This is a genomic window from Streptomyces sp. NPDC058335, assembly GCF_042723915.1.
Taxonomy (GTDB): Bacteria; Actinomycetota; Actinomycetes; order Streptomycetales; family Streptomycetaceae; genus Streptomyces.
Map to the genome: position 1 here is coordinate 1 of NZ_JBHXHX010000015.1, position 18,420 is coordinate 18,420.

Here is an 18,420-nt window from a genome sequence, read left to right on the forward strand (position 1 = left end):
CGGGGCGGCGTCTCCGGCGGCTCCCGCGCCCCCCGCCGCGGCCGGGCCCCCCCGGGGGGCGGGGGGGGGGGGGGGGCCCCCCCCCCCCCCCCCGGCCCCCCCCCCCCCCCCCCCACGGCTCGCTCACCACGTCTCCGCGCGGCTCCGGAGTCTCACTCACCGGCCCGGCACGGGCTCAGCGGACTCAGCGGGCTCAGTGACCTTGTTGGCCGCCGCCCTGCTCGTCACGACGGCGCTGCCAGCGCTCCTCGATCCGGTCCATCACCGAGCGCTTCGACCGTCCCTGACCGCCTGCCTGCGGGGCGCCGGCAGGCTGTTCGCCCGGCTTGGGGGCCTTGCGCCAGCCGGTGACCGCGAGGACCGCACACCCCAGCATGACGAGGAAGCCCACCACGCTGAGCCACACCTGCTTGGCGACCATACCGGCCATGAGGAGCGCGATACCCACGAGGAAGCCCGCGACTGCCTGGTAGACCCGGCGCCGGGTGTACGTACGCAGCCCGCTTCCCTCAAGCGCCGACGCGAATTTGGGATCTTCGGCGTACAGCGCTCGCTCCATCTGCTCGAGCATGCGCTGCTCGTGCTCCGAGAGCGGCACGGAGTCCTCCTCATCGTGCAGTCGCCGGGGCGACCCGGGGGGTCCCTTCAGGATAGGCAGGGAATCGCCCCCGTGAAACCCGCCCCTCTACGCCAATTGGCCAACCGGAGCCCGTCATGGACGTCTCGGCCCGCTGGAGATTCCATTCCCCGGCGGCCGACCCGTCATGCCGGGCGGTCTCCCTCGATCATACGGCGCAGTTCGGCCGAACGGGGGGCCTGTGGCGTACTCCATGTGCAGCCGCGTACCTGATCAGCGGGGCATCTCAGGAGCTTGCCGGGGCCTCTTCCGTCCCGCGAGTCTCACCGAGCACATGGAGCTGTGTGGCCACGGAGTGGAAGGCGGGCAGTTCGGCCGCCGCCTCCTCCAGCTTCAGCAGTGCCTCCATGGCTCCGGGCTCGGTGTCCACGAGCACGCCCGGCACGAGGTCGGCGAAGACCCGCACGCCGTGCACGGCACCCACCCGGAGGCCGGCGCCCTCGACCAGTTCGGTGAGCTGACCGGCGGTGAAGCGGTGCGGCACGGGGTCGCCCTCGCCCCAGCGGCCGTCCGGGTCGGTGAGGGCCTGCCGGGCCTCCGTGAAGTGACCGGCGAGAGCGCGGGCGAGCACGGCTCCGCCGAGGCCCGCGGCGAGCAGGCTGAGGACGCCCTCGGGGCGCAGCGCGGCCACCACGTTGCGGACGCCCTCGGCGGGGTCGTCGACGTACTCCAGGACGCCGTGGCACAGGACGGCGTCGTAGCCGCCGCGCCGGACGACGTCGAAGAGGCCGTGGGCGTCGCCCTGGACGCCCTGCACACGGTCGGCGACACCGGCCTCGGCGGCGCGGCGCTCCAGCGCGAAGAGCGCGTTGGGGCTGGGGTCGACGACGGTGACCCGGTGCCCGAGGCGGGCGACGGGCACCGCGAAGTTGCCGCTGCCGCCCCCGGTGTCGAGGACGTCCAGCGACTCACGACCCGTGGCCTTGACCCGGCGGTCGAGGGCGTCCTGGAGCACGTCCCAGACCACGGCGGTACGGAGGGAGGCGCGGGGGCGAGAGGGGCCGGAGCGCAGCGACGCCGTTTGAGGGTGGCGGTGGGAGACGGGCGGTCGCGTCGGGTCCGGCACGGCAGTTGACTCCTTGGCGCGGCACCGCCTCTTGCGCGGCGGAGCGAAGGGGGCGCCCTCCCGGCCCGGACGGTGCCGAAGGGAGGGCTTCAGGCGCTGTCCACCCTATTGCCTCCGCCACCGCACCCGGCCACCGCGTACGCACGGGTCGCGGGGCTCACGGGGAACGCCCGCCGCCCTCGGACGCGCATCCGCACGTTCCGGCCGGACACCACCCCCGCCACCCGCGCCGCTCCGGCGCCGGCGGTGCTCAGCCCGCGTCCGGCATGTCCTCCCCCGCGCTCCGGCGGTCCGGCTCGTCGCCCTCCTGGCGGGGCTGGGGCAGGACCGGCTGGAGGACCAGCATGCGCTCGACGAGGCGGAGGAACATCGCCACGTCACGTATCAGGTCGTCGGCGTCGCGGCGGCTGGCCGCGCCCTGGATGCCCGCCTCGGCGCGGGCCCGGCGGCGGGCTCCGGAGGCGAACAGCGCGCACCACTCGGTCAGTTCGGGCGTGATCTCGGGGAGCACCTCCCACGCACTTCTGATCCGGGCCCGGCGTCGGGGTGAGGTCTCCGGACGCCCCCGCGCGGCGAGCACGGCGGCGGCGGTGCGCAGGGCGGCGAGGTGGGCCGTGGCGTACCGCTCGTTGGGGGTGTCGAGGACGGCGGCCTCGTCCAGTCCCGCGCGGGCCTGGGCGAGCAGGTCGAGGGCGGCGGGCGGGGCCGTGGTCCGGCGCAGCACGGGGTGCACGTCGCTCGCCGGGCCGGTCAGTGAGGGGGCAGGGCCGGTGGCGCGTCGCCGACGTGCGGCGCTTGCGTGGGAGCTGGCCATGACGAACCTCCTGTCGTCTGTGTGACGGCACTCTCCTGTCCGGTGGTGCCGTATGTGCCCATAGTGAGCTATGGCACTGACAATCCGTTCTGACCTGGGCCTTTGCTTCGATCGAGGGTTCGAGCCGGTTTCTGCACTGCCCAGTCGGTATCGCCTTCGCCGCAGCCGCCCTGGCGCTGACCGCGCTGCCGCTCGCCGCCAGGTGTGGACACTGGACCGGCTGCCCCCGGAGCTGACCCCGTGACCGCGCCACCGGGTCCTCCGGCGGGCCGGGTTCCTGTGACAATCAGGGGCATGGACAGCACCACCACGCCGGTCGGCCGCCGCCGCCGCGAGGCCACCCGGCAGAAGCTCTACGAGGCGGCCGTCACGCTCATCGCCGAGCAGGGCTTCTCCGCCACCACGGTGGACGAGATCGCCGAGCGGGCGGGCGTCGCGAAGGGCACGGTCTACTACAACTTCGCGAGCAAGTCCGTCCTCTTCGAGGAGTTGCTGCGGCACGGGGTGGGGCTGCTCACCGCCTCCCTCCAGGAGGCCGCCGACGGCACCGCGCGCGAGGGCGGCAGCCGGGTCGACGCGCTGGACGCGATGATCCACGCGGGCCTGGTCTTCATCGACCGCTACCCGGCGTTCACCCAGCTCTACGTGGCCGAGCTGTGGCGCACCAACCGGGCCTGGCAGTCCACGCTCATGGTGGTGCGGCAGCAGGCGGTGGCCGTCGTCGAGGGCGTACTGCGCGAGGGCATCGACAACGGCGAGTTCAGCGAGGAGATCGACGTGCAGCTGACCGCGGCCGCGCTGGTCGGCATGGTCCTGGTGGCCGCCCTCGACTGGCAGGCCTTCCAGCCGGAACGGTCCCTGGACGACGTCCACGCGGCTCTGTCCCGGCTGCTCCAGGGACGGGTGAGCGGGCGGCGTTAGGAGCGCACGGCGGGTCCGGCAGGACGCACGGAAGCGCCGGTCCGCCGCGGCCACGTCCCCCGTGTGCCGCCGCGAGCCGGCGCTTCCTGGTGCTCCCCCCGCTTCCCCCGTGTCCCCCGTCCGGTCGTCCCCCCGAGGTGCCCCCGTGCCTCGCTTCCGCCGACCGGGCCGGCGGAAGGAGCGGTCCAGGACCGGCACCGTTCCGCAGCCCCGTGTCGGCGGTGCGGTGCCGGGCCCCTTTCCGTGAGCTCCACTCTTCCGTTCAGGCGGGCCGGCCCCCATCCGCGCACGTACTCATCTCGGTGGCTAGGTACGACTACTCAGACCTGGGTGCCCGCCTCCAGGACGCGGGGCGGCCGTGTGGTGACGATCGCCCCCGTGTCCGTACTCCCTCCGGTGCTCACGAGCGGTTGGACCAGTGGTGTGGAGACCCCTCAGCGCGTGCCCGGCCAGGCGCCGACCGCGGGCCGGACCGGCGTGTGCACCGAGCATCCGGAGGCGGCGGCGATCATCGCGGGCGTCCTGCTGCCGGCCGGTCTGGTGGTGCTGCTGTTCCTCCTGGTCTCGCGGATCCGGCGGTTCCTCGGACGCCGGGCCCAGCGGCGCGAGGAGCGGCGGCCGGCCCACCGGACGGGCGGCCCACCGGACGGGCGGCCCACCGGGCTGACGGCGTCACTGTCGGTGGCGGCCGATAAAGTCGCGGGCATGGCACGGATTGCGGTGATCGGCGCCGGGATGGGCGCGCTGGCGGCTGCCGCCCGGCTGGCCGTCGCGGGCCACCGGGTGACGGTGTACGAGCGTACGGAGACGTACGGCGGTGGGGTGCGCCGTTTCGAGCGGGACGGGTTCTCCTTCGACACGGGGCCCGGTCTGCTGACCCTGCCCGCGGTCTGGCGCGATCTGTTCGTCAAGACCGGCAAGGAGCCGCTGGAGGCCTGTGTCGAGCTGGTCCAGGTGGACCCGTCGGCACGGCACGTGTTCGCGGACGGCACCGAGGCGGCGCTGCCGAACGCCTCGCGCGCGGGTGTCGTCTCGGCCCTGGACGAGGCGCTGGGTTCGGGCGCCGGCGGGCGCTGGGGCGACTTCCTGGTCCGGGCCCGCGAGGCCTGGGACCGCACCCGCCGCCCGCTCCTGGAGGAGCCGCTGTGGCGCGACTGGTCGGTGCTGGCCGACCGCGAGCCCTATCCGTCGGTGCCGCACAAGCGCCTGCTGCGCACGCGCCGGGCGGGCACGCTCGCCGAGGTCGGCGCCTGGGAGCTGCGCGACCCACGCCTCGCCGCCCTCCTGGAGAGCCACGCGCTGGCGTACGGCCTCGATCCGCGGGTCACTCCGGCGAGCGCGGCCGTCCTGCCCTACATGGAGCACGCCTTCGGCATGTGGTCCGTGCGCGGTGGCGTGCGCGAGCTGGCCCGCGCGGTGTACGAGAGATGTCTGGCCCGCCGGGTCGCGTTCGTCTTCGGTGCCGAGGTCACCCGGATCGTGGAGAAGGACGGCCGGGCGGCGGGGGTGGAACTGGGCGACGGCAGCGTGGTGGAGGCGGACTTCGTGGTCGCGCCGGGGGCGGGCGGCGTCGCGGGTGTTCCGCCGCGCGGTCAGGGCGAGGTCGTGCCGCAGCGGGGCCTGCCGAGCCGGCTGACCGTGCTGCTCGCGCTGCGCGGCGGACGCCCGGAGGCCACCGCGCACCGGACGATCGTGCACACGCGGGACCGCGAGGGCGAGTTGGAGGCCCTGTTCGGTACGGCGCCCGCGCAAGCCGCCGGTCCGACGGTCACGGTGCTGCGGCCCGAGGACCCCGCTCTGGTGCCGGACCCCGCCCATGAGGCGGTCACCCTGAGTGTCGTGGTCCCGGCCGGGACCGAGCCGGGGACCGACCTGGTGGAGGCGGTGCTCTCGGTCGCCGAGCGTGCCCTTCCGGGCCTGCGGGACCGGGTCCTGTGGCGGGAGGTGCGCACCCCGGCGGACATCGCCGAGGAGACCGGCGTGGAGGGCGGTTCCGTCCCGGCGCCGACCCTGGCGGCAGCCGGGGGCCGGCTGCTGCACCCGGCCAACTCCACCGCTCTGCCGGGCCTGTTCACGGTGGGCGGCTGGGCGCACCCGGGCGGCGGGCTGCCTCACGCGGGGATGTCGGGCGCGCTGGTGACCGGACTCGTCGTGGAGGGGCCGGAGTTCCGGGGCTCGCAGTGAGCCCCGTCCGCCGCCCGAGCCGCCCCGAGGGGACGTCGTGAGCGTCCGTCAGAAACGGTACTGCTCGTCGTACCCGTTCCCCTGCTGCTGCCCGTCGCCCTGGTAGGGGTACGGCTGCTCGGGCGGGAGTTCGCCGCCGAGCGGGTCGTCGGTGTTGCGCTGCTGCGGGACCCATACGCCGCCGGCCGGGGTTCCGTCGTAGCCTCCGGTGCCGTACTGCTCCTGGCTGTAGCCCTGCTGGGCGTACTGCTGCTGGTCGTACCCGGCGTCGTAGGTGCCGCCGCCGTAGGTCTGGGTGCCGATGTAGGGGTCGGAGTAGGCCGCGTACTGCTGCTCGCCCGAGGCGTCGTAGCCGTACTGCTGCTGGCCGTAGCCGTCATAGCCGTAGCCCTGGTCGGCGCCCTGGGCGGCGGCCGCGTACTGGTCCTGGGGCTGGGTGGCGGACGCGTAGGCGGTGTCGCTGTACACGCCGTAGGAGCCGGTGTCGTCGGGCAGCGGCTGCGGCTCGTAGACGGAGGTGGTCTCGGCTGCCGTGGGCTCGGCGGTGCGGGCGGGCGTGAAGACGTCGTCGCGGTCGTAGTCCTCGTCGCCGTAGGCGCTCTTGTCCTGGCCGTACGCGACGGCGTCGCCGCCGAACGGCGTGGCCGCGTCCTGTCCGTACCCGTCGGGGCCGCCGTCGGCCGCCTCCAGGCCTGAGACCTCGAGTGACGGGTCCTGGTGCTCGCCCTTGCCGCGGCGGCGCTTGGTGGTGCCGTCGGCGCCGGGGCGGCTGACGGCCCAGCCCTCGGCGAAGCCACGGCGGAACGACAGCGTGACGTACGTCTGGCCGACCGCGAAGGCGGCCGCGCCCACACCGATGACGATGACGGACGGGATCAGCACACCGAACACGACACCGAGGAAGCCGCCGAATGCGAGCAGCCGCCAGCGCAGCCGTGCCTTGTACTGCAGCAGCACCTCACCGAGCAGCCACAGCGCGACGATGCCGAACGCGATGTAGAGGACCGTCCAGCCCATGTACGCCCCTCTCCCAGTGGCCGCTACGCAGTGTGTCGTAAGTCGGTGCGACCGGTCTAGGCCTGCGGTGGGTGGTGCAGACCCAGGTTCTCGTAGATTTCCAGCGTCGCCGTGGAGTTGTTGAGCGTGATGAAGTGCAGTCCGGGCACTCCCTCGGCGAGCAGCCGAGCGCAGAACTCCGTGGCGAAGTCGATGCCAATGGAGCGTACAGCGGCCGGATCGTCTTTGGCTGTGAGGATCCGCTCTTTCAGCGCCGCCGGGAAATGGGCGTTGCTGAGCTGGGGCAGCCTCTCCAGCATCTTCACACTCGTCACCGGCAGGACCTCGGGGATCACCGGGGTCGCGCAGCCGGCCGCCGACACCCGGTCGCGCAGGCGCAGGTAGGACTCGGGGTCGAAGAACATCTGCGTGATCGCGTAGTCGGCGCCGGCCCGGCACTTGTCGACGAAGCGCGCGACGTCCGTGTCCCAGTCGCTGGAGCGCGGGTGCATCTCGGGGAAGGCGGCGACGCCGACGCAGAAGTCGCCCGACTCCTTGATCAACTGGACGAGTTCGGCGGCGTAGGTGAGGCCCTGCGGGTGCGGCACCCAGTCACCCATGGGGTCGCCGGGCGGGTCTCCGCGCACGGCGAGCATGTTCCGGATCCCGGCGTCGGCGTACTGGCCGATGATGTTGCGCAGTTCGGCGATGGAGTGGTCCACGGCGGTGAGGTGCGCGACCGGGGTGAGGGTGGTGTCGACGACGATCTGCTGCGTCTCCTTGACCGTGGTCGCCCGGGTGGTGCCGCCGGCGCCGTAGGTGACGGAGACGAAGTCGGGGGCCACCGCCTCGACCCGCCGGAGCGCGTTCCACAGGCTCCGCTCGCCCTGGGAGGTCTTCGGCGCGTAGAACTCGAACGAGTACGTCGTCTTGCCGGTGGCCAGGATGTCACGCACGGTACGCGCGCGGTCGGTCCTGGTGGATGCGGTTCCGAGGGCCATACCCGCAGGTTAGCCAGGGGAGGGGCGCGCCCCCACCAGATCTCGGAAATTTGCCCGAATTGTCCACTTGTTGTCCATCCCTTGGACAGACGGACCAAGGGATGGGGAACGGCGGAGCAGAGGGGCGGCAGGGCGGCGGCCGGTTCAGATCCCGCGCAGCCGCTTGGCGAACTCCGCCGCCGCGGCGCCCGGATCGTCGGCCTCCGTGATCGCCCGGACGACCACGACCCGGCGGGCGCCCGCCTCCAGCACCTCGTCGAGGTTGCCGAGGTCGATGCCGCCGATCGCGAACCAGGGTCGCTCGGTGCCCAGCGCCGCCGTGTGCCGGACCAGGCCGAGGCCGGGTGCCGGGCGGCCGGGCTTGGTGGGGGTGGGCCAGCACGGGCCGGTGCAGAAGTAGTCGACGCGCTCCTGGACGGCCGCGGCGTCCGCCTCCGCCTCGCTGTGCGTGGAGCGGCCGATCAGGACGCCGTCGCCGAGGACGGCACGGGCCGCGGGGACCGGCAGGTCGCCCTGGCCGAGGTGGAGGACGTCGGCGCCGGCGGCATGGGCGACGTCCGCCCGGTCGTTGACCGCGAGCAGCCTGCCGTGGCGGGCGCAGGCGTCGGCGAACACCTCCAGGTGCTCCAGCTCCTCGGCCGCCTCCATGCCCTTGTCGCGCAGCTGCACGATGTCGACGCCGCTCGCGAGGACCGCGTCCAGGAACTCCGGGAGGTCGCCCTGGCGCCTGCGGGCGTCCGTGCAGAGGTAGAGGCGGGCCTCGGCGAGCTGGGAGCGGGCGGTGTCGGGCATGCGTGGGTCCCCCGGGGGCGGTCGGTGGCGCCTCGGGGTCTCCCCCGGTGCGGTCGGGTGCGCCGCGGGCGTCTCCCGGGGCGGCGGTGTGCGGTCGCGGCGGGCGGCCACGGCCGCACACCTGGCGGTTCTTCGAAGCCACGAAGCCCCGTCGGGCTCTGTGGCTCTGTGGGCTCTACGGAGCGGATCTCGGGGTCAGACGGCGAGCGCCTGGGCGCGACGCTTCACCTCCGTGCCGCGATTCTCCGCCAGCGCCTGCGCCGGCGTCCCGGGCAGGGACGGGTCGGGAGTGAACAGCCACTCCAGCATCTCTTCGTCCGAAAAGCCGTCGTCCCGCAGCAGGGTCAGGGTCCCGGACAGGCCCTTGACCACCTTGTCCTCGTCGATGAAGGCGGCGGGGACGTGCAGTGCCCTGTTCTCACCACGGCGTACGGCGATGAGCTGGCCGTCCTTGACCAGCTGCCGCGCACGCACCACGTCGACATCGAGCATCTCTGCGATGTCGGGCAGGGTGAGCCAGGCGGGGACGAGAGCATCGATCTTTGCGTCAATCTCGGTCACCCCTCAAGACTGCCATCCCGGACCGACAGTCGGTAGCCGAGCCTCCCCTCAGCGGGTGGAGCCGCCCGCTGGACCCGCGGTCTGAGCCGTCGCCGCCTTGAGCGGCGTCGCCGGGTCCGCGATCAGCTCGGGGTTCATCGGCGTGCCCGACTCGATCAGCCGGCGGCCCTGCGCGAGGTCGCGGGGGCGGCCCACCGCCAGCAGCGCGACCAGGCGGTCCTCACGCAGCCAGCAGACCGTCCAGGCCGGTCCGGCGGGGTCGCCGCGCCACAGGGTCGTGTCGGCGCCGGTGTGGTGGCCGGCGTACTGGACGAAGCGGCCGAACTGCTCCGACCAGAAGTACGGCACCGGGTCGTAGACCGCGGGGACCTCGCCGGTGGCCGAGCCGAGGATGTTCGCGGCGACCGTGCGCGGCCCCTGGAGGGCGTTGTCCCAGTGGTGGACGAGGAGGCGCTCGCCGTACCGCCCGGACGGGAAGGAGGCGCAGTCGCCGACCGCGTACACGTCGGGCACGGACGTGCGCAGGCTCGCGTCGGCCACGACCTCGCCGTGCCGGCCCAGCTCGACGCCCGAGCCGGTCAGCCAGGCCGTCGCGGGGCGGGCGCCGATGCCGACCACGACGGCGTCGGCGGGCAGCCGGGACCCGTCGTCGAGAAGGACCGCACCGGGCTCGACGCGCTCCACGCGCGCGCGGGTGCGCAGCTCGGTGCCGCTGTCGGCGTACCAGGAGGTCATCGGGGCGGCGACCTCGGCGGGCAGGGCGCCGGCCAGCGGCCGGTCAGCGGCCTCCACGACGGTCACCGCGCAGCCGGCCTCGCGCGCGGCGGTGGCGAACTCGGCGCCGATCCAGCCGGCGCCGACGACCACGATGTCGTGCCGGCGGGCGAGCACCGGCCGCAGCCGTTCGGCGTCGTCCAGGGTGCGCAGCAGATGGACGCCGGGGACGCCCTCGGCGCCGGGCAGCCGGATCGGTTCGGCGCCGGTGGCGAGCACGAGGACGTCGTACGGGACGGGCCCGGACCCGGTGTCCAGTTCGTGGTCGGCGGGGCGTACGCCGAGGGCCTCGGTGCCGAGCCGGAGTTCGACGCCGAGGCTCTCGAAGTCGACGTCGAAGGCGGAGTGCTCGGCCGTGCCGAGCAGGACGGCCTTGGACAGCGGGGGCCGGTCGTAGGGCTGGTGGGGTTCGGCGCCGATGAGGGTCACCGTCCCGTGGAAGCCCTGCTCGCGCAGGGCGACCGCGGTCTGCACCCCGGCCATCCCCGCGCCGACGACGACCACCCGCCGCTCCGCCGGCCTGTCTTCTTCCCGCGTCTGTTCGCTCACCTGATCACCTTAGACAACTGACGGATCGTCAGTCAGTCGTCCTGTTCCGTGACCGTGTTCCGTGCCCCTGTTCCGTGACCGGTTCCGCGATCTGCTCCACCACGCTGGTCCCGCTCCCCGGCCGCGACTCCCACTCCCAGGTCTCGTCGAGGCGCAGCCGCCCGTCGGGCAGTTCGACGACCGCCGACACACAGTGCCCGGACGACGTCGTCCCGTCGTGCCCCAGCTGGACGTACCGGAAGTCCAGCCGGTCTCCCTCGCGGGTACCCACCAGGTGCCCGCGTACGACGTCGCCGCCCGCGTAGTCGGCCCAGATCACGCCGTCCCGTTCGCGGTACGTGAAGCGGGTGCGGGTGCCGACCTGACCGGGGGCCTGGTCGGCCACCGGGGCCAGGACCAGGCCGTCGAGCGAACGGGCCACGAGAGGAGGCTCCCTTACTGGGACGGACGGCGGGGGGCTAGGGTGGCCAACGTAGAGCACTCGCGGGAGCCCGGACGCACCGGGCTGAGAGGGAGGCTGGCGGCCTCCGACCGTACGAACCTGATCCGGGTCATGCCGGCGAAGGGAGGGGCTGGACGCCCATGTCCTCACCTATGTCGGACGTCCTCGTCGTGGGGGGCGGCATCATCGGGCTCGTCACCGCGTGGCGGGCCGCGCAGCGGGGGTTCGCCACGGCGGTGGTGGACCCCGGGCCGGGCGGCGGGGCCGCGCAGGTGGCGGCCGGGATGCTGGCCGCGGTCACGGAACTGCACTACGGCGAGCAGACGCTGCTCGGCCTGAACCTGGAATCGGCCCGCCGCTACCCGGACTTCGTGGCCGAACTCACCGACCTGACCGGCCACGACCTCGGCTACCGCCGCTCCGGCACCCTCGCCGTCGCGCTGGACGCCGACGACCGCGCCCATCTGCGGGAACTGCACGCCCTGCAACGGCAGTCGGGGCTCACCTCGGAATGGCTGTCCGGACGGGAGTGCCGGCGGCTGGAGCCGATGCTCGCGCCCGGGGTGCGCGGCGGGCTGCGGGTGGACGGCGACCACCAGATCGATCCCCGGCGGCTGGCGGCGGCGCTGGTGACCGCGTGCGAGCGGGCGGGCGTGGCCTTCCACCGCGACTGGGCGGAGCGGCTGACCGTGTCGGCCGGGCGCGCCGCGGGGGTCCTCACGCGCGCGGGTACGACGCTCGCGGCGGAGCAGGTGGTGCTCGCGGCGGGCAGCCTCAGCGGGCGGCTCGCGGGCGTCCCGGCGGAGGTGCTGCCCCCGGTGCGGCCCGTGAAGGGCCAGGTGCTGCGGCTGACCGTGCCACGGCGGTACGCGCCGTTCCTGACCCGGACGGTACGGGCCGTGGTGCGCGGCAGCCACGTCTACCTGGTGCCGCGCGAGAACGGCGAGCTGGTCGTCGGGGCCACGAGCGAGGAACTGGGCTGGGACACGACGGTGACGGCCGGGGGCGTCTACGAGCTGCTGCGCGACGCCCACGAACTGGTTCCCGGGATCACCGAGCTGCCGCTCACCGAGACGCGCGCGGGGCTGCGTCCCGGGTCGCCGGACAACGCGCCCCTGCTCGGGCCCACCGGCATGGACGGGCTGCTGCTGGCGACCGGGCACTACCGCAACGGCGTGCTGCTGACACCGGTCACCGGGGACGCGATGGCGCACGCGCTGGCCACCGGTCAACTTCCCGTCGAGGCCCGCCCCTTCACACCCAGGCGCTTCCACGCCGCCGCACTCTCGGAGCAGCCCGCATGAAGATCTCCGTCAACGGCGAGCGACGCGAGGTCGCTCCCGGCACGGCCCTCGACAGCGTCGTACGGTCCCTGACGCCGGCGCCCACCGGAGTGGCCGCCGCCCTCAACGAAACCGTCGTCCCGCGCGCGCGGTGGTCCGCCACCGCCCTCTCCGACGGAGACCGCGTGGAAGTCCTCACCGCCGTCCAGGGAGGCTGAGCCATGGCCGACGATCCCTTCGTCCTCGGCGGTACGACGTACTCGTCCCGCCTGATCATGGGTACCGGCGGTGCGCCCAGCCTGGAGACGCTGGAGCGGGCGCTGGTCGCGTCCGGGACCGAGCTGACCACCGTCGCGATGCGGCGGGTCGACCCCTCGGTGCACGGGTCCGTGCTGTCGGTGCTCGAACGGCTCGGCATCCGGGTGCTGCCCAACACCGCGGGGTGCTTCACCGCCGGGGAGGCGGTGCTGACGGCACGGCTGGCCCGGGAGGCGCTGGGGACCGATCTGGTCAAGCTGGAGGTCATCGCCGACGAGCGGACGCTGCTGCCCGATCCGATCGAGCTGCTGGACGCGGCGGAGACGCTGGTCGACGACGGGTTCACGGTGCTGCCGTACACGAACGACGATCCGGTGCTGGCGCGGAAGCTGGAGGATGTCGGGTGTGCGGCGGTGATGCCGCTCGGCTCTCCGATCGGGTCCGGGCTGGGTATTCGCAACCCCCACAACTTCCAGCTGATCGTCGAGCACGCGCGCGTGCCGGTGATTCTCGACGCGGGGGCCGGTACGGCGTCGGATGTGGCGCTGGCGATGGAGCTGGGGTGTGCGGGGGTGATGCTGGCGTCGGCGGTGACGCGGGCGCAGGAGCCGGTGCTGATGGCTCGGGCGATGCGGGGGGCTGTGGAGGCGGGGCGGTTGGCCCGGCTCGCGGGCCGGATCCCGCGCCGCCACTTCGCGGAGCCGTCGTCCCCCACGGAGGGCCGCGCCGCCCTGGACCCGGAACGCCCGGCGTTCTGACGACGCTCCCCGCACGCCACCCGGCGCCGCGGTCCCGCACTGCTTTCCCACCCACGCACCGCCCATGACCGTCGGCCGAGAGGCGAACGTCGCCCGCCAAGGCCGAGCGCCGTCGGCGGCTGCCGCGCGGGACGGTGGCCGCCGGGGCCGGGCGCCGGCCACGGCTGCCCCGCGGGGCCGATGACCGCCGGGACCGGGCGCCGACCACGGCTGCCCCGCGGGACGGTGGCGCCGGGGCCGGGCGCCGGCCACGGCTGCCCCGAGGGGCCGATGACCAGGACCGGGGCGCCGGCCACGGCTGCCCCATGGGCCGATGACCGCCAGGGCCGGGGCGCCGTCGGCGGCTGGCGCGTGGGACGGTGGCCGCCGACGGTGCTTCGCCACTGCCTGCGAGGGTCTGCGTCCGGCCGACTGTCACGGGCGGTGCGTGGGTGGAGAGGTCCGTGGGTGGGCGTGTGCGGCCGCTCGGCCGTGTGCCTCGTCACAGGTGCGCTTCAGTCCCGCTGCGATACCGGTGTGAGCGGTGAGGGGTGTCGGTGCGGGCTCGTAGACTCGCCTCCGTGGACACGACCCTTCAGGACCCTCTGGTCGGGCAGGTGCTCGACGGGCGCTATCGCGTGGAGGCGCGGATCGCGGTCGGCGGGATGGCCACGGTCTACCGGGCCGTGGACACCCGCCTCGACCGCGTCCTCGCGCTCAAGGTGATGCACCCGGCCCTCGCGGCCGACGCCTCCTTCGTCGAGCGCTTCATCCGCGAGGCCAAGTCCGTCGCCCGGCTGGCCCACCCGAACGTCGTTCAGGTGTTCGACCAGGGGACCGACGGGTCGTACGTCTACCTCGCCATGGAGTACGTCGCAGGGTGCACCCTGCGGGACGTGCTGCGTGAGCGCGGCGCGCTCCAGCCGCGGGCCGCGCTGGACATCCTGGAGCCGGTCCTCGCCGCCCTCGGCGCCGCGCACCGCGCCGGTTTCGTGCACCGGGACATGAAGCCGGAGAACGTACTGATAGGGGACGACGGCCGGGTCAAGGTCGCCGACTTCGGCCTCGTCCGGTCCGTGGACACCGTCACCAGCACCACCGGGGCCGTCCTCGGCACCGTCGCCTACCTCGCCCCCGAGCAGATGGAGCAGGGCAGCTCCGACGCGCGCGTGGACGTGTACGCGTGCGGGGTCGTGCTCTACGAGATGCTCACCGGCGACAAACCCCACGACGGCGGCACTCCCGCCGTCGTGCTCTACAAGCACCTCCACGAGGACGTGCCCCCGCCCTCCACCGTCGTACCCGGCATGGCGTTCGAGCTGGACGAACTGGTCGCCTCGGCCACCGCCCGCACCCCGGAGGTTCGTCCGGCGGACGCCGTGGCCCTGCTCGCGCAGGTCCGCGAGGCGCGCGGCGCGCTCGACGAGGCACAGCTGGACGCGCTGCCCCCGCAGGCCCTGTCCGCCGACCGTGACATCGCGGACGACCGCACCAGCGTGATCCCGCGCTCGCTCACGGTCCCGCGCCTCCTGCCCGTCAACGAGGACGAGGACGACGACGGCAGAGCCGGGGACCCGATGAACCGGACCTCCCGGTTCGCGGCGGAGCCCCCGCTGCCGCCCCGGCGCCGCTCCGTGCGGCCCGGCCGCGGAGTGGTCGCCATCGTCGCCGCGGTCCTTCTGGTGCTCGGCGTCGGCGCGGGCGTCTGGTACATCAACTCGGGGCAGTTCACCAAGGTCCCGGCGGTCCTCACACAGACCGAGGCGCAGGCCAGGGAGCGGCTGGACGCGGCCGGGCTGGACGTGGGCGAGGTGAAGCACGCCTACAGCAACACGGTGAAGCGCGGCACGGTCATCAGCACGGACCCGGAACCGGGCGCCCGTATCCGTGCCAACGACTCGGTGACCCTGACCGTCTCCGACGGCCCGGAGACCGTGAAGGTACCGGATGTGAAGGGCTCGCGGCTGGACAAGGCCAAGGAGCTGCTGAAGACGGACGGTCTGGAGCCTGGCCTGGTCACCGAGGCGTTCAGCGAGGACGTCCTCAAGGGCTTCGTGATCAGCAGCGGCCCGAAGGCCGGCACGGAGCGGCGCGCGGGCTCGGCGGTGTCCCTCGTCGTCAGCAAGGGCGTCCCGATCGACGTCCCGGACGTCACCGGCCAGGACCTGGACGACGCACGGGCCGAGCTGGAGGAGGCCGGCCTGGTGGTGGAGATCTCCACCTCGGAGATCAACTCGGAGTTCGACAAGGGCCAGGTCGCCGCCCAGTCGCCGGGCGCGGACAAGCAGGCCGCCGACGGCGACACGGTGACGCTGACCCTGTCCAAGGGGCCGGAGATGGTGGAGGTCCCGGACGTGGTGGGCGCGAGCGTCGACGACGCCACGGCCGAGCTGGAAGGGGCAGGCTTCGAGGTCGAGGAGGACCGCGGCCTGCTGGGCCTGTTCGGCGACACCGTCAAGAGCCAGTCCGTGGACGGCGGCGAGACCGCCCCCAAGGGATCGACGGTCACGATCACCATCCGCTGACGGTGACGCTCGTCATCCGGTGACCGGGGGGTGCTGGGAGCATGACACCCTGAACGGGTGAGTTCTCAGCCCCCCTTCCCCTCCCGCAACCCGGTCGGCGGCCACGTTCCCGTGGCCGGCGGTCTGCACTCCGTGGGACTGTCCTACGCCCGTGACCTCAAGGCCGAGACGGTCCAGGTCTTCGTCGCCAACCCGCGCGGCTGGGCCACCCCGACCGGTAACCCGGCGCAGGACGCGGCGTTCCGTGACGCCTGCGCGGCGGAGTCGATCCCGGCGTACGTGCACGCGCCGTATCTGATCAACTTCGGGTCGCACACCGAGGCGACGGCGGAGAAGTCGGTGGAGTCGCTGCGGCACTCGCTGCGCCGTGGGCGGGAGATCGGCGCGCTGGGCGTGGTCGTACACACCGGGAGCGCGACGGGCGGGCGGGAGCGGTCCGTGGCACTGAAGCAGGTCCGGGAGTATCTGCTGCCGCTGCTGGACGAGCTGACCCGTGACGACGACCCGTTTCTGCTGCTGGAGTCCACGGCCGGACAGGGCGCCTCGCTCTGCTCTCGGACCTGGGACTTCGGGCCGTACTTCGAGGCGCTGGACGCCCATCCGAAGCTCGGTGTCTGCCTGGACACCTGCCACATCTTCGCGGCCGGGCACGACCTGACCGGTCCGGCGGGCATGCATCAGACCCTCGATCTGCTGGTGGACACGGTCGGCGCGGGCCGGCTGAAGCTGATCCACGCGAATGACTCCAAGGACGTGGTGGGCGCCCACAAGGACCGGCACGAGAACATCGGCGCGGGGCACATCGGCGAGGATCCGTTCCGCGCGCTGATGACGCATCCGGCGACCGCGGGGGTTCCGCTGATCATCGAGACGCCCGGCGGGAAGGAGGGGCACGCGGCGGACGTGGAGCGGCTGAAGAAGCTCCGGGACGGCTGACGCCGGGGAGTGCACCGGGTCAGTCCTCGGTCTCGAACAGCACGTGGGACGTGTCGAGACGGCTGCTGCTCTGGAGGCGTACTGGCCATCTCGCTCGTCATCGCCTTCTTCGCGACCACCCCGGACCGACCGGCCGCGGCAAGGGCCACGCGGTGGTGCACCAGTACCACCGGTGACCAGCGCGAACACCGCGACCGAGAACGTCAGCGCTCAGAGTTCGGGGCCGTCCCCGGGCTCCTCCTGGTACGAGTACCGCTGCTCTCTCCACGGGTCGCCGATGTTGTGATAGCCGCGCTCCTCCCAGAAGCCGCGGCGGTCGGCGGTCATGTACTCGACGCCGCGAACCCACTTGGGGCCCTTCCAGGCGTAGAGGTGGGGCACGACCAGCCGTACCGGAAAGCCGTGCTCGGCGGTGAGCAGTTCGCCGTCCTTGTGGGTGGCGAAGAGCGTGTGCTCGGCGGCGAAGTCGGACAGCCGCAGGTTGGAGCTGAAGCCGTACTCCGCCCACACCATCACATGGGTGACATCGGCCGCGGGCGGCACGGCCTCCAGGATGGTCCGGGCCGGTACACCGCCCCACTCGGAGCCCAGCATGCTGAACTTCGTCACGCAGTGGAGATCGGCCAGCACGGTGGCGTACGGGAGGGCCGTGAACTCCTCGTGGTTCCAGCACCGCTTGTCGCCGTCGGCGGTGGCCCCGAAGACCCTGAACTCCCAGCGTTCGGGCCGGAACTTGGGCACCGGGCCGTAGTGTGTGACAGGCCAGCCCCGCTGAAGTCGCTGCCCCGGCGGAAGCTCGGACGCTGCTGCTTCTCCTGGTTCTCGCTCCACCGGATGACCCATGTCTCCATCCTGACAGACCCCGGCCGGTGCGAATGACCAGGCATGTCCAGAATCGGGCAAGTACCACTAAGCATGGACTAACTTACTAAGTACGCACTTACTGGACGATCTTCGGCAGCGGTGAAATCATGCGGCGGCACTCTCCCGAATCCCCCGTGTGGAAGGAGCCTCTGCGATGCAGGGCGACCCCGAGGTCCTTGAGTTCCTCAACGAGCAGCTGACCGGTGAGCTGACCGCCATCAATCAGTACTTCCTGCACGCGAAGATGCAGGAGAACTACGGCTGGACGAAGCTCGCGAAGTACACGCGGCACGAGTCGTTCGACGAGATGAAGCACGCCGAGGTCCTCACCGACCGGATCCTGTTCCTGGACGGTCTGCCGAACTACCAGCGGTTGTTCCATGTGCGCGTGGGCCAGACCGTCAAGGAGATGTTCGAGGCCGACCGGCAGGTCGAGGTCGAGGCGATCGACCGTCTCAAGCGCGGGATCAAGGTGATGCGCGAGAAGGGCGACATCACGTCCGCGAACATCTTCGAGTCGATCCTCGAGGACGAGGAGCACCACATCGACTACCTCGACACCCAGCTGGACCTGGTGGAGAAGCTCGGCGAGGCGCTCTACCTCGCGCAGCTGATCGAGCAGCCGGAGAGCTGAGACGGCCCCGGCGGAACCTGGTCCCGGCAGGCTCAGGCGGCTTCGTCGAGTGCGGCGAGGACCGGCTGGCCCTGGTCGGCGAGGTCGCGGCGCGGGCAGGCGCCCCGGCCGAGGATGGCCTGGATGCGACGGACGCACGAGCCGCAGTCCGTGCCGGCCTTGCAGGCGGAGGCTATCTGGCGAGGCGTGCAGGCGCCGTCGTCCGCATGCTGCTGGACCTGCGCTTCAGTCACTCCGAAGCAGCTGCAGACGTACACGCGGATTCACCTCCCGCCGAGATCGATAAGGCTAACCTAACCTTACCCGGCGCTCAGAGACCGCAAAAGTGGAGTGGGGGGGGGGGGGGGGGGGGTTGGGGCGCCCCCCGCGCAGCGGGGGCACGGGGGGCACCAGCACCCGGGGCGGCAACCACCCCCCGCGACCAGTCGCCGGGGGGGACCGGCGCC

At 73.0% G+C, this 18,420-nt stretch carries 19 protein-coding genes and 1 riboswitch; of the genes, 8 read left to right on the forward strand and 11 right to left on the reverse strand.

Going from position 1 to position 18,420, the window contains the following annotated elements:
• Nucleotides 1–193 precede the first annotated feature (193 nt).
• The 3 genes from ACFWJX_RS27165 to ACFWJX_RS27175 all read right to left on the reverse strand — a co-directional run bounded on the left by ACFWJX_RS27165 (nucleotide 194) and on the right by ACFWJX_RS27175 (nucleotide 2,517).
• A complete protein-coding gene (locus ACFWJX_RS27165) occupies nucleotides 194–598 on the reverse strand; it encodes a DUF3040 domain-containing protein (RefSeq protein ID WP_383248236.1) in 405 nt (134 codons plus the stop codon).
• 265 nt (nucleotides 599–863) lie between these two features.
• Complete coding sequence (locus ACFWJX_RS27170) at nucleotides 864–1,703, reverse strand: class I SAM-dependent methyltransferase (RefSeq protein WP_383248238.1); 840 nt, start codon at nucleotides 1,701–1,703, stop codon at nucleotides 864–866.
• A 250-nt stretch (nucleotides 1,704–1,953) separates the two neighbouring features.
• Nucleotides 1,954–2,517, reverse strand: coding sequence for an SAV_6107 family HEPN domain-containing protein (locus ACFWJX_RS27175; protein ID WP_383248240.1), 564 nt, complete (start codon nucleotides 2,515–2,517; stop codon nucleotides 1,954–1,956).
• Between the two features lie 294 nt (nucleotides 2,518–2,811).
• Between ACFWJX_RS27175 and ACFWJX_RS27180 the strand changes: the two genes are divergently transcribed.
• Nucleotides 2,812–3,438, forward strand: a complete 627-nt coding sequence (locus ACFWJX_RS27180) for a TetR/AcrR family transcriptional regulator (RefSeq protein WP_383248242.1) — start codon at nucleotides 2,812–2,814, stop codon at nucleotides 3,436–3,438.
• Nucleotides 3,439–4,143: 705 nt separating this feature from the next.
• Complete coding sequence (locus tag ACFWJX_RS27185) at nucleotides 4,144–5,622, forward strand: phytoene desaturase family protein (RefSeq protein WP_383248626.1); 1,479 nt, start codon at nucleotides 4,144–4,146, stop codon at nucleotides 5,620–5,622.
• A gap of 48 nt (nucleotides 5,623–5,670) precedes the next feature.
• Here ACFWJX_RS27185 and ACFWJX_RS27190 read toward each other — a convergent pair whose 3' ends face one another.
• From ACFWJX_RS27190 to ACFWJX_RS27215, 6 genes are all read right to left on the reverse strand, one after another.
• Nucleotides 5,671–6,639 carry a hypothetical protein gene (locus ACFWJX_RS27190; RefSeq protein WP_383248244.1) on the reverse strand — a complete coding sequence of 323 codons (969 nt, stop codon included), beginning with the start codon at nucleotides 6,637–6,639 and terminating at the stop codon, nucleotides 5,671–5,673.
• A gap of 56 nt (nucleotides 6,640–6,695) precedes the next feature.
• Nucleotides 6,696–7,619, reverse strand: coding sequence for a methylenetetrahydrofolate reductase [NAD(P)H] (metF, locus tag ACFWJX_RS27195; protein WP_383248246.1), 924 nt, complete (start codon nucleotides 7,617–7,619; stop codon nucleotides 6,696–6,698).
• A gap of 144 nt (nucleotides 7,620–7,763) precedes the next feature.
• Nucleotides 7,764–8,411, reverse strand: coding sequence for a thiamine phosphate synthase (gene thiE / locus ACFWJX_RS27200; RefSeq protein WP_383248248.1), 648 nt, complete (start codon nucleotides 8,409–8,411; stop codon nucleotides 7,764–7,766).
• A 195-nt stretch (nucleotides 8,412–8,606) separates the two neighbouring features.
• Nucleotides 8,607–8,972, reverse strand: coding sequence for an Rv2175c family DNA-binding protein (locus tag ACFWJX_RS27205; protein ID WP_073491858.1), 366 nt, complete (start codon nucleotides 8,970–8,972; stop codon nucleotides 8,607–8,609).
• 48 nt (nucleotides 8,973–9,020) lie between these two features.
• A complete protein-coding gene (locus tag ACFWJX_RS27210; protein ID WP_383248250.1) occupies nucleotides 9,021–10,295 on the reverse strand; it encodes an NAD(P)/FAD-dependent oxidoreductase in 1,275 nt (424 codons plus the stop codon).
• Nucleotides 10,296–10,323: 28 nt separating this feature from the next.
• A complete protein-coding gene (locus tag ACFWJX_RS27215; RefSeq protein WP_383248252.1) occupies nucleotides 10,324–10,716 on the reverse strand; it encodes a hypothetical protein in 393 nt (130 codons plus the stop codon).
• Nucleotides 10,717–10,768: 52 nt separating this feature from the next.
• Nucleotides 10,769–10,880: riboswitch (TPP riboswitch) on the forward strand.
• Between ACFWJX_RS27215 and thiO the strand changes: the two genes are divergently transcribed.
• From thiO to ACFWJX_RS27240, 5 genes are all read left to right on the forward strand, one after another.
• The gene (gene thiO / locus ACFWJX_RS27220; protein WP_383248254.1) at nucleotides 10,878–12,041 is read left to right on the forward strand and encodes a glycine oxidase ThiO; all 1,164 of its coding nucleotides are present in this window, start codon (nucleotides 10,878–10,880) and stop codon (nucleotides 12,039–12,041) included. (Overlaps the previous riboswitch by 3 nt.)
• Nucleotides 12,038–12,238 carry a sulfur carrier protein ThiS gene (gene thiS / locus ACFWJX_RS27225; RefSeq protein WP_383248256.1) on the forward strand — a complete coding sequence of 67 codons (201 nt, stop codon included), beginning with the start codon at nucleotides 12,038–12,040 and terminating at the stop codon, nucleotides 12,236–12,238. The genes thiO and thiS overlap by 4 nt, the downstream gene beginning before the upstream one ends.
• Before the next feature lie 3 nt (nucleotides 12,239–12,241).
• Nucleotides 12,242–13,036, forward strand: coding sequence for a thiazole synthase (locus ACFWJX_RS27230; RefSeq protein ID WP_383248258.1), 795 nt, complete (start codon nucleotides 12,242–12,244; stop codon nucleotides 13,034–13,036).
• 560 nt (nucleotides 13,037–13,596) lie between these two features.
• Nucleotides 13,597–15,540, forward strand: a complete 1,944-nt coding sequence (gene pknB / locus ACFWJX_RS27235) for a Stk1 family PASTA domain-containing Ser/Thr kinase (protein WP_383248260.1) — start codon at nucleotides 13,597–13,599, stop codon at nucleotides 15,538–15,540.
• A 57-nt stretch (nucleotides 15,541–15,597) separates the two neighbouring features.
• Nucleotides 15,598–16,476, forward strand: coding sequence for a deoxyribonuclease IV (locus tag ACFWJX_RS27240; RefSeq protein WP_383248262.1), 879 nt, complete (start codon nucleotides 15,598–15,600; stop codon nucleotides 16,474–16,476).
• Nucleotides 16,477–16,686: 210 nt separating this feature from the next.
• On the opposite strand, the gene ACFWJX_RS27245 is transcribed toward ACFWJX_RS27240, so the two are convergent.
• Nucleotides 16,687–17,319: a sulfite oxidase-like oxidoreductase gene (locus ACFWJX_RS27245; protein WP_383248264.1), complete on the reverse strand. Its 633-nt coding sequence runs from the start codon at nucleotides 17,317–17,319 to the stop codon at nucleotides 16,687–16,689.
• Between the two features lie 175 nt (nucleotides 17,320–17,494).
• On the opposite strand from ACFWJX_RS27245, the gene bfr reads away from it, so the two are divergent.
• Nucleotides 17,495–17,974 (forward strand): bacterioferritin, encoded by a 480-nt coding sequence (bfr, locus tag ACFWJX_RS27250; protein ID WP_383248266.1) that lies wholly within the window; start codon nucleotides 17,495–17,497, stop codon nucleotides 17,972–17,974.
• Between the two features lie 32 nt (nucleotides 17,975–18,006).
• Here the strand turns inward: bfr and ACFWJX_RS27255 are convergent, their stop codons facing one another.
• The gene (locus tag ACFWJX_RS27255; RefSeq protein WP_383248268.1) at nucleotides 18,007–18,231 is read right to left on the reverse strand and encodes a bacterioferritin-associated ferredoxin; all 225 of its coding nucleotides are present in this window, start codon (nucleotides 18,229–18,231) and stop codon (nucleotides 18,007–18,009) included.
• Between the last annotated feature and the right edge of the window lie 189 nt (nucleotides 18,232–18,420).

Excerpts from the sequence above, each read along its gene's own strand:
- thiO (WP_383248254.1), top strand. The coding sequence starts at position 10,878 with ATGTCCTCACCTATGTCGGACGTCCTCGTCGTGGGGGGCGGCATCATC.
- thiS (WP_383248256.1), top strand. The coding sequence starts at position 12,038 with ATGAAGATCTCCGTCAACGGCGAGCGACGCGAGGTCGCTCCCGGCACG.
- ACFWJX_RS27190 (WP_383248244.1), bottom strand. The coding sequence starts at position 6,639 with ATGGGCTGGACGGTCCTCTACATCGCGTTCGGCATCGTCGCGCTGTGG.
- ACFWJX_RS27185 (WP_383248626.1), top strand. The coding sequence starts at position 4,144 with ATGGCACGGATTGCGGTGATCGGCGCCGGGATGGGCGCGCTGGCGGCT.
- bfr (WP_383248266.1), top strand. The coding sequence starts at position 17,495 with ATGCAGGGCGACCCCGAGGTCCTTGAGTTCCTCAACGAGCAGCTGACC.
- ACFWJX_RS27180 (WP_383248242.1), top strand. The coding sequence starts at position 2,812 with ATGGACAGCACCACCACGCCGGTCGGCCGCCGCCGCCGCGAGGCCACC.
- thiE (WP_383248248.1), bottom strand. The coding sequence starts at position 8,411 with ATGCCCGACACCGCCCGCTCCCAGCTCGCCGAGGCCCGCCTCTACCTC.
- ACFWJX_RS27230 (WP_383248258.1), top strand. The coding sequence starts at position 12,242 with ATGGCCGACGATCCCTTCGTCCTCGGCGGTACGACGTACTCGTCCCGC.
- metF (WP_383248246.1), bottom strand. The coding sequence starts at position 7,619 with ATGGCCCTCGGAACCGCATCCACCAGGACCGACCGCGCGCGTACCGTG.
- ACFWJX_RS27175 (WP_383248240.1), bottom strand. The coding sequence starts at position 2,517 with ATGGCCAGCTCCCACGCAAGCGCCGCACGTCGGCGACGCGCCACCGGC.
- ACFWJX_RS27245 (WP_383248264.1), bottom strand. The coding sequence starts at position 17,319 with ATGGGTCATCCGGTGGAGCGAGAACCAGGAGAAGCAGCAGCGTCCGAG.